At 59.4% G+C, this 13,775-nt stretch carries 12 protein-coding genes; 6 read left to right on the top strand and 6 right to left on the bottom strand.

The features are described 5' to 3' along the window. Positions 1–298 precede the first annotated feature (298 nt). Positions 299–1,588 carry a citrate synthase gene (gene gltA, locus AB1462_RS19985; protein WP_090407109.1) on the top strand — a complete coding sequence of 430 codons (1,290 nt, stop codon included), beginning with the start codon at positions 299–301 and terminating at the stop codon, positions 1,586–1,588. A gap of 178 nt (positions 1,589–1,766) precedes the next feature. Here the strand turns inward: gltA and AB1462_RS19980 are convergent, their stop codons facing one another. The 3 genes from AB1462_RS19980 to AB1462_RS19970 all read right to left on the bottom strand — a co-directional run bounded on the left by AB1462_RS19980 (position 1,767) and on the right by AB1462_RS19970 (position 4,847). Beyond that, positions 1,767–3,425 (bottom strand): cation acetate symporter, encoded by a 1,659-nt coding sequence (locus AB1462_RS19980; protein ID WP_090407113.1) that lies wholly within the window; start codon positions 3,423–3,425, stop codon positions 1,767–1,769. Continuing rightward, entirely contained in the window at positions 3,422–3,733 is a 312-nt protein-coding gene (locus tag AB1462_RS19975; protein ID WP_024074297.1) for a DUF485 domain-containing protein, read from the bottom strand. Before AB1462_RS19975 ends, AB1462_RS19980 begins: the two co-directional genes overlap by 4 nt. 262 nt (positions 3,734–3,995) lie before the next feature. Beyond that, positions 3,996–4,847 (bottom strand): glycine betaine ABC transporter substrate-binding protein, encoded by an 852-nt coding sequence (locus AB1462_RS19970; RefSeq protein WP_146371517.1) that lies wholly within the window; start codon positions 4,845–4,847, stop codon positions 3,996–3,998. A 333-nt stretch (positions 4,848–5,180) separates the two neighbouring features. Here AB1462_RS19970 and AB1462_RS19965 point away from each other — a divergent pair, with 333 nt between their 5' ends. Beyond that, complete coding sequence (locus tag AB1462_RS19965) at positions 5,181–6,734, top strand: glycosyl hydrolase family 17 protein (RefSeq protein ID WP_315339257.1); 1,554 nt, start codon at positions 5,181–5,183, stop codon at positions 6,732–6,734. Here AB1462_RS19965 and AB1462_RS19960 read toward each other — a convergent pair. Next, complete coding sequence (locus AB1462_RS19960; RefSeq protein WP_090407125.1) at positions 6,679–7,101, bottom strand: hypothetical protein; 423 nt, start codon at positions 7,099–7,101, stop codon at positions 6,679–6,681. The genes AB1462_RS19965 and AB1462_RS19960 overlap by 56 nt on opposite strands. Before the next feature lie 236 nt (positions 7,102–7,337). Here AB1462_RS19960 and AB1462_RS19955 point away from each other — a divergent pair, with 236 nt between their 5' ends. The 3 genes from AB1462_RS19955 to AB1462_RS19945 all read left to right on the top strand — a co-directional run bounded on the left by AB1462_RS19955 (position 7,338) and on the right by AB1462_RS19945 (position 10,162). Beyond that, a complete protein-coding gene (locus tag AB1462_RS19955; RefSeq protein ID WP_027607050.1) occupies positions 7,338–8,636 on the top strand; it encodes a serine/threonine protein kinase in 1,299 nt (432 codons plus the stop codon). Continuing rightward, positions 8,629–9,417 carry a VacJ family lipoprotein gene (locus tag AB1462_RS19950; RefSeq protein ID WP_367247731.1) on the top strand — a complete coding sequence of 263 codons (789 nt, stop codon included), beginning with the start codon at positions 8,629–8,631 and terminating at the stop codon, positions 9,415–9,417. Before AB1462_RS19955 ends, AB1462_RS19950 begins: the two co-directional genes overlap by 8 nt. 316 nt (positions 9,418–9,733) lie before the next feature. Continuing rightward, positions 9,734–10,162, top strand: a complete 429-nt coding sequence (locus AB1462_RS19945; protein ID WP_367247730.1) for a hypothetical protein — start codon at positions 9,734–9,736, stop codon at positions 10,160–10,162. A gap of 155 nt (positions 10,163–10,317) precedes the next feature. Here the strand turns inward: AB1462_RS19945 and AB1462_RS19940 are convergent, their stop codons facing one another. Continuing rightward, complete coding sequence (locus AB1462_RS19940) at positions 10,318–11,232, bottom strand: DUF808 domain-containing protein (RefSeq protein ID WP_367247729.1); 915 nt, start codon at positions 11,230–11,232, stop codon at positions 10,318–10,320. Between the two features lie 291 nt (positions 11,233–11,523). Here AB1462_RS19940 and AB1462_RS19935 point away from each other — a divergent pair, with 291 nt between their 5' ends. Further along, the gene (locus AB1462_RS19935) at positions 11,524–12,129 is read left to right on the top strand and encodes a TetR/AcrR family transcriptional regulator (protein ID WP_090407140.1); all 606 of its coding nucleotides are present in this window, start codon (positions 11,524–11,526) and stop codon (positions 12,127–12,129) included. A 448-nt stretch (positions 12,130–12,577) separates the two neighbouring features. Here the strand turns inward: AB1462_RS19935 and prpF are convergent, their stop codons facing one another. Continuing rightward, on the bottom strand, positions 12,578–13,768 hold the full coding sequence (prpF, locus tag AB1462_RS19930; RefSeq protein WP_259191225.1) for a 2-methylaconitate cis-trans isomerase PrpF: 1,191 nt from the start codon (positions 13,766–13,768) through the stop codon (positions 12,578–12,580). Positions 13,769–13,775 lie beyond the last annotated feature (7 nt).

The raw sequence follows: 13,775 nt of genomic DNA, 5'->3' as shown, positions 1-13,775 counted from the left end.
GTAAGCACCACCCAGGGAGTGCGACCCCCAATGAAAGCAAGCCCAAAAGCCCTTGGCGGTCGGTGGCCGAGTATAGACAGTTAGGTTACTAATGACAACGCGCGCTCCTCACCCTAATAGCGGATTGCGCTGGCGGGATAAAAGGCGTAAATGGCAGGCAATTTCGAGGAAAAAGTACGGTTAAAGCCTTCTGGGGCAAGACTTTAGGCAAATTGACATCTGAATTTATCTCACTATAGTGGTGCGGGCCCTGCGTGGGGGGTCTGTCTGATGATTTGAAGCATAAATAGGAGGCCACATGGCTGACAAAAAAGCGCAGTTGATCATCGAGGGCGCAGCCCCCGTCGAGCTGCCCATTTTAACCGGCACCGTTGGTCCCGATGTTATCGACGTACGGGGCCTGACGGCCACGGGCCGTTTCACTTTCGACCCAGGCTTCATGTCGACCGCCTCTTGCGAGTCGAAGATCACCTATATCGACGGCGACAATGGCATCCTGCTGCACCGCGGCTACCCGATCGAACAACTGGCTGAACAGTCGGACTACCTGGAAACCTGCTACCTGCTGCTAAATGGCGAACTGCCAACAGCCGAGCAAAAAGCCCAGTTCGTCAGCACCGTGAAGAACCACACCATGGTTCACGAGCAGTTGAAGACCTTCTTCAACGGCTTCCGTCGCGACGCCCACCCGATGGCCGTCATGTGCGGCGTGGTTGGTGCCCTGTCGGCCTTCTATCACGACTCCCTCGACATCAATAACCCGCAGCATCGCGAAATTTCCGCGATCCGCCTGGTTGCCAAGATGCCGACCTTGGCCGCAATGGTTTACAAGTACTCCATGGGCCAACCCATGATGTACCCGCGCAACGACCTGACGTACGCGGAAAACTTCCTGCACATGATGTTCAACACCCCGTGCGAGATCAAACCGATCAGCCCGGTGCTGGCCAAGGCAATGGACCGGATCTTCATCCTCCACGCCGACCACGAGCAAAACGCCTCGACGTCTACCGTGCGTCTGGCAGGCTCTTCGGGTGCCAACCCCTTCGCCTGTATCGCCGCCGGTATCGCCGCACTGTGGGGCCCTGCCCACGGCGGTGCGAACGAAGCCGTATTGACCATGCTCGATGAAATCGGCGATGTGTCCAACATCGACAAGTTCATCGCCAAGGCCAAGGACAAGAACGATCCGTTCAAGTTGATGGGCTTCGGTCACCGGGTCTACAAGAACCGCGACCCGCGCGCCACCGTCATGAAGCAGACCTGCGACGAAGTGTTGAAGGAACTGGGCATCAAGAACGATCCGCAACTCGAACTGGCCATGCGCCTGGAAGAGATCGCCCTGACCGACCCGTACTTCATCGAACGCTCGCTGTACCCGAACGTCGACTTCTACTCGGGGATCATCCTCAAGGCGATCGGCATTCCAACCAGCATGTTCACCGTGATCTTCGCCCTGGCGCGGACCGTGGGCTGGATCTCCCACTGGAAAGAAATGCTCTCCAGCCCGTACAAGATTGGCCGTCCGCGCCAGCTGTACACCGGCTACGAGTCGCGTGACATTACCAAGCTGGAAGATCGGCACTAAATCCCAGCCAAATAAAACGGCCTCCTTATGAGGCCGTTTTTTTTGGCTGGGATTTAGTGAGCTGCAAGCTTCAAGCTATTAGCTACAGGCAAAAAAATACCCCTGCCTCACGACAGGGGTATTTCTCTACACAACACTGCTTCTAACTTGCAGCTTGTAGCTTAAAGCTTGCAACTCCTCAATGATTCACCGCCCCACTTGCCCCCAGGCCAGTCTGCGAACGCACAAACTGCGGGAAGTACAGCGCACGCTCTTTCTCTGCCGCCGCCGACTTGTCGGTGATGGAGAAGAACCAGATGCCGACGAACGCGATGATCATCGAGAACAGCGCCGGGTACTCGTACGGGAAGATGGCTTTTTCGTGATGCAGGATCGAGACCCAGATGGTCGGACCCAGGATCATCAGGCCAACGGCACTGACCAGGCCCAACCAGCCGCCAATCATCGCGCCACGGGTGGTGAGGTTTTTCCAGTACATGGAAAGCAGCAGTACCGGGAAGTTACAGCTGGCGGCAATCGAGAACGCCAGGCCGACCATGAACGCGATGTTCTGGCTTTCGAACAGGATACCCAGGCCGATTGCCAGCACTGCCAGGGCGATGGTGGTGATCTTCGATACGCGAATCTCATCCTTCTCGTTGGCCTTGCCTTTCTTGATCACGCTGGCGTACAGGTCATGGGACACCGCCGAAGCACCCGCCAGGGTCAAACCGGCAACCACTGCCAGGATGGTGGCGAAGGCCACAGCCGAGATGAAGCCCAGGAAGATACTGCCGCCCACCGCGTTGGCCAGGTGCACCGCCGCCATGTTGTTACCGCCCAGCAAGGCACCTGCAGCATCCTTGAACGCCGGGTTGGTACTGACCAGCAGGATAGCGCCGAAGCCGATGATAAAGGTCAGGATATAGAAGTAGCCGATGAAGCCAGTGGCATACAGCACGCTCTTACGCGCTTCCTTGGCGTCGCTTACGGTGAAGAAGCGCATCAGGATGTGCGGCAGGCCGGCGGTACCGAACATCAGTGCCAGGCCCAGGGAGAACGCGGAGATCGGGTCTTTCACCAGGCCGCCGGGGCTCATGATCGCTTCACCTTTAGGGTGAACCTTGATCGCCTCGGAGAACAGCATGTTGAAATCGAAGTTGACGTGCTTCATCACCATCAGCGCCATGAACGAGGCACCGGACAGCAACAGCACTGCCTTGATGATCTGCACCCAGGTGGTCGCCAGCATGCCGCCGAACAGCACGTACATGCACATCAGGATCCCGACCAGGATCACCGCCACATGGTAGTCGAGGCCGAACAGCAGCTGGATCAGCTTGCCCGCACCCACCATTTGCGCGATCAGGTAGAACGCCACCACCACCAGGGAACCACAGGCCGACAGGCTGCGGATCTGGGTTTGCCCGAGGCGATAGGACGCCACGTCGGCAAAGGTGTACTTGCCCAGGTTACGCAGGCGCTCGGCGATCAGGAACAGAATGATCGGCCAGCCCACCAGGAAGCCGATCGAGTAGATCAGGCCGTCGTAGCCAGAGGTGAACACCAGCGCGGAAATACCCAGGAAGGACGCGGCCGACATGTAGTCACCGGCAATCGCCAGGCCATTCTGGAAACCGGTGATCTTGCCGCCGGCCGCATAATAGTCGGCCGCCGACTTGTTGCGCTTGGACGCCCAGTAGGTGATGCACAACGTCGCGCCGACAAAGGCCACGAACATCAGGATCGCTGCGATATTCAGCGGTTGTTTGTGCACTTCACCGGTCAATGCATCCGCGGCCCAAACAGCGGGCGCGAAGACCGAAGCGCCGAATACAGCCAATAGACGACGGATCATTGCGCAGCCTCCTTGAGAATCGCATTGTTCAGGTCGTCGAATTCGCCGTTGGCGCGTCGCACATAGATGCCGGTGAGGACAAAGGCCGAGACAATCAGCCCGACCCCGATGGGGATGCCCCAGGTGATGGATGAGCCGGGGCTGAGTTTAGCCCCCAGTATTTGTGGCCCGTAGGCGATCAACAGGATGAATCCGGAGTACAGCCCGAGCATGATCGCCGAGAGAATCCAGGCGAACCTTTCCCTTTTTCTCACCAGCTCCTTGAAACGCGGGCTGTTTTGAATCGAGAGGTAAATGCTGTCGTTCATTGTTTTTATCCTCGCAGCACAGCTTTTTTATTATTGGAACGTATCCACTGTATGCGGCTGCGGAACAGGTTCCAGACGACCTTAGTAGTAGAGGGAGTGTAGCGAGGGATTGAGAGGGCGCAGAAACATTTACGGGTGACGAAAATAATGTGGGAGGGGGCTTGCTCCCGATGGCAGTGAGTCAGCTACAGATAAGCTGACTGACACTCCGCTATCGGCGGCAAGCCCCCTCACACAGGGGTTGTATCAAGGCATTGGGGCGTTATTTACCGATCCACTCGGCTACACGCTCAGGGTGCTTGGCAACCCAGTCCTTGGCGGCCGCATCAGGCTTGGCACCTTCCTGGATAGCCAGCATGACTTCGCCGATTTCGTCCTTGGAGGCCCACTGGAATTTCTTCAGGAAGGCCGCGACTTCCGGCGCTTTCTTCTCCAGGCCCTTGCTGCCGATGCTGTTGACGGTTTCAGCAGCACCATAAATCCCTTTTGGATCGTCCAGGAAACGCAGTTTCCACTTGGCGAACATCCAGTGTGGCACCCAGCCGGTGACCGCAATGGATTCCTGTTTGTCTTCGGCGCGGGTCAGTTCGGCGATCATGGCGGCGCCCGAACTGGCTTGCAGCTTGTAATCGAGACCGTACTGCTTGATGGCTTCGTCGGTCTTGAGCATCACGCCTGAACCGGCGTCGATGCCGACGATCTTGTTCTTGAAGGTGGTATCGGTCTTGAGGTCTTCGATGGACTTGGCCTTGACGTACTCCGGCACGATCAAGCCGATCTTCGCATCCTTGAAGTTGGGGCCGTAGTCGACCACCTTGTCCTTGTTCTTGGCCCAGTACTCACCGTGGGTCACGGGCAGCCAGGCGGAAAGCATGGCATCGAGCTTGCCGGTGGCCACGCCCTGCCACATGATCCCGGTGGCGACCGCTTGCAGTTTCACGTCATAACCGAGCTTGGCCTTGATCACCTCTGCCGCCACGTGCGTGGTGGCAACGCTGTCGGACCAACCATCTACATAACCGATGCTCAGGGTTTTGCTGTCGGCGCTGGCCAGTGTGGAGCTCATCGCAACTACCAGAGTGGCAGCTGCGCCCAAGAGTCGTCGCATCTTCATCGTACTTCCCCGAAAGTGCTGCGCCCGGCGGATGCCGAGCGACGTCAACCTGTTGTTATGTGGTGCACCGCGCCCCCTTCACGCGCATCGATCCGGCTGCTGCGACATCAGTGGAGTGCTGACACGTCGATCATCAACCTGCCGGGGCCTTCGACCTGCTCTGTCAGCGACCTCATGCAAGCAAGAAACGACATCACATCGCCAGCAGGACTTTTTGTAGGACTTAACCCCACAATCCCGCCTGAACTTTGCATGTCAAAATTATGCAGCCCCACTGGGATAGCGCAAATCCGGGTAAGATGCGCGCCTTTGCTCCCCCAGATTAAGCCGACCATGCCCGCGACTGCCCGCTTTCCTGCCCTGCCCTATTGCCTCGCTTTGATCCTCGGCCTGCTGGCCCTGACTGGTTACTGGTATGGCCTCGGCCGGCCGGTGGTGCTGCCGGATGTCGCCAGTGCCAGCCACAAGCTGCAATGCGCGTCGTACACACCGTTCGACAAGGACCAATCGCCCTTCGACCAACCCTTCAAACTGCGCCCCGAGCGCATGGACGCCGACCTGGCCCTGCTGGCTACCCGCTTCGAATGCATTCGCACCTACTCCATGACCGGCCTGGAAGCCTTGCCGGGCCTGGCGCGCAAGCATGGGTTGAAGGTGATGGCAGGTGCCTGGGTCAGCAGTGACCCAGTGACAACCGAAAAGGAGATCGACGAGCTGATCGCCTCGGCCAACGCCAACCCCGACGTGATCACCTCGGTGATCGTCGGCAACGAAGCCCTGCTGCGCAAGGAAGTCACCGCCAAACAGCTGGTGACGCTGATCCACACAGTCAAAAGCCAGATCAAGCAACCGGTCACCTATGCCGACGTCTGGGAGTTCTGGCTGCAGCACCCGGAAATCGCCCCGGCGGTGGACTTCCTGACCATCCACCTGCTGCCTTACTGGGAAGATGACCCCTCCGGCATCGACCAGGCCCTCAAGCATGTGGGCGATGTACGCCAGACCTTTGGCAACAAATTCGCGCCCAAGGACATATTGATCGGCGAGACCGGCTGGCCCAGCGAAGGCCGCCAGCGCGAAACCGCGGTGCCGAGCCGGGTCAACGAAGCCAAGTTCATGCGTGGTTTCGTGGCCATGGCCGAAGCCAATGGCTGGCACTACAACCTGATCGAAGCGTTTGACCAGCCGTGGAAGCGCGCCAGTGAAGGCGCAGTAGGGGGTTACTGGGGCTTGTTCGATGCCGATCGCCAGGACAAGGGCATCCTCGCCGGTCCCGTCACCAACGTGCCGTACTGGCCGTTGTGGCTGGGGGTGGGCGGGCTCATCCTGCTGGGCACGTTGGTGCTCGGTGGTCGCGTTCGCAGCACTCGCGCCGCGCTGACCCTGCCACTGCTGGGTGCAGTGGCTGCCTGCTCCATCGGCACCTGGGCTGAACTGACCCGCGTGACTGCGCGCTTCAACGATGAGTGGGTGTGGGCCGGTTTACTGGTGGCGCTGAACCTGCTGGTGCTGACTCACGCGGCCCTGGCCCTGAGTGCCCGTGAAGGCTGGCGCGAACGGGTGTTCATCTGGCTGGAACAACGTGCAGGCTGGCTGGTGGCAATCGCCGGGTTCGCGGGTGCGGTGATGATGCTCGCACTGGTGTTTGACCCACGCTACCGCAGCTTCCCGAGCGCGGCACTGCTGCTGCCGGCCTTGGTGTACCTGGTTCGCCCGGTGACCGGGCCGCGCCGGGAGATCGCGCTGCTGACCTTCATTATCGGTGCCGGCATTGCGCCGCAGTTGTACCGAGAAGGCTTGCTGAACCAACAGGCTTGGGGTTGGGCGCTGGTCAGCGTGTTGATGGTGGTGGCTTTGTGGCGGTGCTTGCGGATGCGCAGGACTTGAGACCGCCCCGCGGCTGCCTGACCAACCGCAACCCCGCAATCACTACTGCAAACACCGCAAACGTGGTGTTGTACAACGCCAGCGCAGGAAACCCAAACACCAGCCCCAGCACCGCCAAGCCCCAGCCCGCGCGACCCGGCACGAAAAACCCCAGCACCGAAGTCACCAGCGCGGCCCAGCCCAGCACCTTGAAGTGAATCATCAAGCCCAGGTTCGAACGCACCTGGCATTCCCAGCGGCTGGCCTCGTCGGCACAGATGCCGACCCACTGGCCATCTTCCATAAAGCCGTAACGTGCGCCATAACTGGCAGCCAGCCATAACGGCAGGGCAATAAGCAGCAGAATCAACGGCAAGCGGCGGGACATGGAGCACTCCGATAGGCAAAAACGGCGCTCAGCTTAATGCGCCAGTGGCCGTTAGCAAGGTGCATACACACAATTAGTGTTCACTAATGCATGGCAAAGTGTATCGTCTCGCTACTATTACCCCGATTCCGACGTTATTTTCCGACTTTTCGTGCCGAAGGCTGGCACTTCGGTGGCAACGCGGTGGTCATAGCCTGCGAACTTCATTAAGCACGTTTCCTCTTAGGGATTAAGTCATGCTCCGTTCCTTGCGCTGTGCTGCTCTGCTGGGCAGCCTTTTTTTGAGTGCGTCAGCACTGGCCGTCGATATCGACCAAGCCAGCTATGGCTACCCTTTGACCAACCCGTTCGAAGCGACCATCGCCACCACACCGCCTGACCTTCGGCCTACATTGCCGACCGATGACGAGATCAACCAGTCCGACTACACCCTGAATATGCGCCCCGAGCGCGAGTTCAGCCTGCCGGACAATTTCTGGGCGGTGAAGAAGCTCACTTACCGCATCGCCAAGCAAGACCGCGCCGCGCCGCTGATCTTCCTGATCGCGGGCACCGGTGCACGGTTTGACAGCAGCATCAACGAATACCTGAAAAAACTGTACTACCAGGCCGGCTACCACGTGGTGCAACTGTCGTCGCCCACCAGCTTCGACTTCATCGCCTCAGCGTCGCGCTTCGCCACCCCCGGCATCAGCCAGGAAGACGCCGAAGACATGTACCGTGTGATGCAGGCCGTGCGCGCACAGAATGCCTCGCTGCCGGTGACCGACTTCTACCTCACCGGCTACAGCCTCGGTGCGCTGGATGCGGCGTTTGTCAGCAAGCTCGACGAGACCCGCCGCAGCTTCAACTTCAAGAAAGTGCTGCTGCTCAACCCGCCGGTCAATCTCTACACCTCGATCACCAACCTCGACAAGCTGGTACAAACCGAGGTCAAGGGCATCAACAACACCACCACGTTCTATGAACTGGTGTTGAACAAGCTGACCCGTTACTTCCAGCAAAAGGGCTACATCGACCTCAACGACGCCCTGCTCTACGACTTCCAGCAATCCAAGCAGCACCTGACCAACGAACAGATGGCCATGCTGATCGGCACCTCGTTCCGCTTCTCGGCGGCCGACATCGCCTTTACTTCGGACCTGATCAACCGCCGTGGCCTGATCATCCCGCCGAAGTACCCGATCAGCGAAGGCACCAGCCTTACGCCGTTCCTCAAGCGTGCGCTGCAATGCGACTTCGATTGCTACCTCACCGAACAAGTGATCCCGATGTGGCGCGCCCGCTCCGACGGCGGCAGCCTGCTGCAACTGGTCGACCAGGTGAGCCTGTACGCCCTCAAGGACTACCTGCACGCGAGCCCGAAAATCGCGGTCATGCACAACGCCGACGACGTGATCCTCGGCCCGGGCGACCTCGGTTTCCTGCGTAAAACCTTCGGCGATCGCTTGACCGTCTACCCGCTGGGCGGCCATTGCGGCAACCTCAATTACCGCGTCAACGCCGACGCCATGCTGGAGTTCTTCCGTGGCTAAATATCTTCTGCTGCTCACCGCCCTGATGTGTGCGGGCGTAGCCAATGCCGACAACAGCAAGGCTCACGCCCCTGTGGTGATGGACTCCGATGGTTTCAAGGAGCCGTTGAGCAAACTCAAGTTCAACCCGGGCCTGGACCAGCGCGAATTCGAACGCTCCTCCGTCAACGCCCTCAACGTGTATGACCCGCTCGAATCGTGGAACCGCCGCGTGTACCACTTCAACTACCGCTTTGACCAATGGGTGTTCCTGCCGGTGGTCGACGGTTACCGCTACGTCACGCCAAGCTTCCTGCGCACCGGGGTGAGCAACTTCTTCAACAACCTGGGCGACGTGCCCAACCTGTTGAACAGCCTGCTGCAACTCAAGGGCCACCGTTCCCTGGAAACCACCGGGCGCCTGCTGCTCAACACCACCGTCGGTATCGCCGGCCTGTGGGACCCGGCGACCGCCATGGGCCTGCCGCGCCAGAGCGAAGACTTCGGCCAGACTCTGGGCTTCTACGGCGTGCCCGGTGGCGCCTACGTGGTGTTGCCGATCTTCGGCCCATCGAACCTGCGCGACACCGGCGGTTTGCTGGTGGACTACACCGCCGAGTCGCAGATCAACTTCCTGAACGTCTCCGAAGTCAGCTCCAACCACCCGGAAATCTGGGCCCTGCGCGCGGTGGACAAGCGCTACCAGACCAGCTTCCGTTATGGCCAGATGAACTCGCCGTTCGAGTATGAGAAGGTGCGGTATATCTATACCGAGTCGCGCAAGTTGCAGATTGCCGAGTAGCCATCTCCAGCAGCATTCAAAGGCCATCCAGATAATCTGGATGGCCTTTTTTTTCGCACAACAGACTCAAGCATCTCCCACACAGTGCGCGCACTTCGCCTGGGAACTATCCGAGAAAAAAACTCAATACTAAGAGCGTGCCTATCAGGTTCAGTTAATGCCTGAAGCACCTGACGATCACCTACCTGAAAACATCCCATCAGACGCTCTATTTTAAAGGCCGACACAGATGCTGTTATCCAGCCCTCCAGCAACAAACTCAAACGTGGAAACGATTCCTACGACTACGTCCACACATCAGAACGAAGTAAAGCACATGCCCCCAACCCAAAATACCGGGAGGGACAAGGGTGACCATCGTAGCCACCACGACCTCTACAAAGCGCCTCTTTTTAGTTCGATTTTTGGCACTAGCACCACCCCCTCCGTGCTCACTCAAGCCCAACTTCAGGATTTTTTCATCAAAGTCGGCGGTGTGCCCCAGCATGATCTGCATAAACTCACGCCCTACGACCGCGCTAACATCGCAGCCAATGCCCTGCGGGTACTTACATACATTGATAGCACCCCACATGCATTTTCGACGCCCAACAACGACCGCATAGACACTGGTTTTAAAACCCCGTCCGCGCGCAACTCTTCAACGCCGAACAACGGCCAGATGCATCTTTGGAATTCCGAAGCGAGCATGCTTGTGCGCTTCATCGAACAAGGCTATCCAGGGCTGCAACCCGGTCCAAGATAAGCAGCGCTACGCTGATGCTGACGGCCCTATGGCGTCCTGAACGCAATACTGGCCGCCTCCATAAAAATTATTCCGATAACGTCGGAATAATTTTTATGTATCCAAACTCGGTAAATCGCTGGAACGGGGAGCGCGCGTGACGATGAATGCCACGCCTAGCTTTTGGTGCGCTGCCATACCGTGCGAACCAGCGACACCATCATCAACACCAGCCCCCCGGCGACAATCCCCGCCATGGCGTTCAGCAAGGTCGGCATCAACCAAGCGATGCCGCCGGCGCCCTGGCTCACGCTCTCAATCCAGTGATGCACCACCGGTACGCCATGGGTGAGGATGCCGCCGCCGACCATGAACATGGCCGCCGTGCCGATCACCGACAGGCCCTTCATCATGTACGGTGCCGCACGCAGGATAGCGCCACCAACACTGCGCGCGATCCGGCCGGGCTTCTGGGTGAGCCATAGGCCCAGGTCATCGAGCTTGACGATACCGGCCACCAGGCCGTAGACGCCGATGGTCATGACAATGGCGATGCCCGACAGCACGATCACCTGCTGCATCAGTTGCGCATCAGCCACGATGCCGAGGGTGATGGCGATGATTTCGGCCGAGAGGATGAAGTCGGTGCGGATCGCGCCTTTGATCTTGTCCTTTTCGAAGGCCACCAGATCAATCGCCGGGTCGGCCACGGCTTCGACCAATTGCGTGTGTTCGGCCTGGTCTTCAGCCTTGCTGTGCAGGAATTTATGCGCGAGCTTCTCGAAGCCTTCGAAACACAGGTACGCACCGCCGAGCATCAACAAGGGCGTCACCGCCCAGGGAGCAAAGGCGCTGATCAACAGCGCCGTCGGCACCAGGATCAGCTTATTAACAAACGAGCCCTTGGCCACCGCCCACACCACGGGAATTTCCCGCTCGGCGCGCACACCGGAAACTTGCTGGGCGTTAAGCGCCAGGTCGTCACCCAGCACGCCGGAGGTCTTCTTCGCGGCCACTTTTGTCATCAGGGCAACGTCATCGAGTACCGCGGCGATATCATCAATCAACACCAACAAGCTGCTTCCTGCCATGAATCGGACATCCGTAAGGGGGAGATAGGGCGAGCATAACGTGGCGCAGAGCTTTGCGGGCACATTGTTGAGGCCCGCGGATGGCCGGTGCTACCATGCGCAACCGCCTGTCCTGGCAAGGAAACCTCCCGTGCTCAGTTTCATAGATACGTTTCTCTTTTGGCGAGTGGCTGTTGTCGTCAGGCAAGGAGCCGCGACGACTCATAGCTCGCTATGGGGAGGAGCGGCGACGCAGAATGGCGGCAATAGACGCCGTCAAAAAGAAACAGTATCTGTGAGACTGAGCATTTTATGAGCACCATTCGCGAGCGCAACAAAGAAAAGATCCTGCGGGCGGCGAGCGAGGAGTTTGCCGACAAGGGCTTCGCCGCGACCAAAACCAGCGACATCGCCGCCAAGGCCGGGCTGCCCAAGCCCAACGTCTATTACTATTTCAAGTCCAAGGACAACCTCTACCGCGAGGTGCTCGAAAGCATTATCGAGCCGATCCTGGCGGCTTCCACGCCGTTCAATCCCGAGGGTGAGCCTTCGGTAGTGCTGAGCAATTATATCCGCTCGAAAATCCGCATCTCCCGCGACCTGCCCTTCGCTTCCAAGGTGTTCGCCAGCGAAATCATGCATGGCGCGCCGCACCTGAGTGCCGATCAGGTCGAACAACTCAACGCCCAGGCCAAGCACAATATCGACTGCATCCAGAGCTGGGTGGATCGCGGGTTGATCGCGGCGATCGACCCCAATCACCTGATGTTCAGCATCTGGGCGGCGACGCAGACGTATGCGGATTTCGACTGGCAGATTTCGGCGGTGACCGGCAAGGCCAAGCTGGATGAGGCTGATTATGAAGCGGCGGCGCAGACGATTATTCGGTTGGTGCTCAAGGGCTGTGAACCCGACTGACACACTGAGGTGCCCCCGATGAGCATAAGTATCTACACAACGTCAGTAGGATAACGCGTAGCAGCTGTCGAGCCCCGGCGAGGCTGCGTCAGGCGCGCTGCCGATTCAAGCTCGAGTCGCGGCCGACGCAGCCTCGCCGGGGCTCGGCAGCTGCTACGAATGCCAACCCCATCAAGGCCTCCCCCCGTAGCAACTGCCGAGCGCAAGCGAGGCTGCGTCAGGCGCGCTGCCGATTCAAGCTCGAGTCGCGGCCAACGCAGCCTCGCCGGGGCTCGGCAGCTGCTACGGGGTTTTACGCGGTGCTGGATAAGACGGTATCTACGCAGGGGGCTCGGCTCAAGATGTGTAGATACCTATGCCCCGATGGCGGTGGATCAGTGATGAATGTGTCGACTGACACACCGCTATCGGGGGCAAGCCCCCTCCCACAGGGGATTGGTGTTGGACTTTAGAAAGAGTCGCCGGGGACGCGAACGAAACCTTCCATTAACACCCTTGCACTGCGGCTCATGATGGCTTTCTTCACCACCCATTCACCGTTCACCTGGGTGGCCTCAGCCCCCACGCGCAACGTGCCGGAGGGATGCCCGAAGCGCACGGCATTACGCTCAATGCCGCCCGCGGCGAGGTTGACCAAGGTGCCGGAAATCGCCGCCGCCGTGCCGATCGCCACCGCCGCCGTGCCCATCATCGCGTGATGCAGCTTGCCCATGGACAGGGCGCGCACCAGCAAATCCACATCGCCGGCCTTGATCGCCTTGCCACTCGACGCCATGTAATCCGCAGGCTTGGCCACAAACGCAACCTTCGGCGTGTGCTGGCGCTGGGCCGCTTCGTCGAGGTGCTTGATCAGCCCCATGCGCAACGCGCCATAGGCCCGTACGGTCTCGAACATCGCCAGGGCCTTGGGGTCGCTGTTGATCGCGCCTTGCAGCTCGGTGCCGGTGTAACCGAGGTCTTCAGCATTGATGAAAATCGTCGGGATACCGGCGTTGATCAGCGTCGCCTTGAAGGTGCCGACACCCGGCACTTCCAGGTCGTCGACCAGGTTGCCGGTGGGGAACATCGAGCCGCCGCCGCCCTCTTCTTCCGCTGCCGGGTCCATGAATTCCAGCTGCACTTCAGCAGCCGGGAAGGTCACGCCGTCCAGCTCGAAGTCGCCGGTTTCCTGCACCGCGCCGTCGGTGATCGGCACGTGGGCGATGATGGTCTTGCCGATATTCGCCTGCCAGACCCGCACCACCGCCACGCCGTTGCGGGGCACGCGGGCCGGATCGACCAACCCCGCGCTGATGGCGAACGAACCCACCGCCGCCGACAGGTTGCCGCAGTTGCCACTCCAGTCGACAAAAGGTTTGTCGATGGAGACCTGGCCAAACAGATAGTCCACGTCGTGATCGGCGCGGGTGCTTTTGGCGAGGATCACGGTTTTGCTGGTGCTCGATGTAGCACCGCCCATGCCGTCGATTTGCTTGTCGTAGGGATCGGGGCTGCCGATCACCCGTAGTAGCAAGGCATCCCGCGCCGCTCCCGGCACCTGCGCCGACTCGGGCAGGTCCTTGAGGTTGAAAAATACGCCCTTGCTCGTACCGCCACGCATATAGGTGGCGGGGATCTTGATTTGCGCTGCGTGTGCCATGGTCATC

Origin of the sequence: Pseudomonas sp. SB113, assembly GCF_040754745.1 — a bacterium.
GTDB classification, from domain to species: Bacteria; Pseudomonadota; Gammaproteobacteria; order Pseudomonadales; family Pseudomonadaceae; genus Aquipseudomonas; species Aquipseudomonas grimontii.
This window is presented reverse-complemented; position numbering and strand designations above follow the sequence as displayed.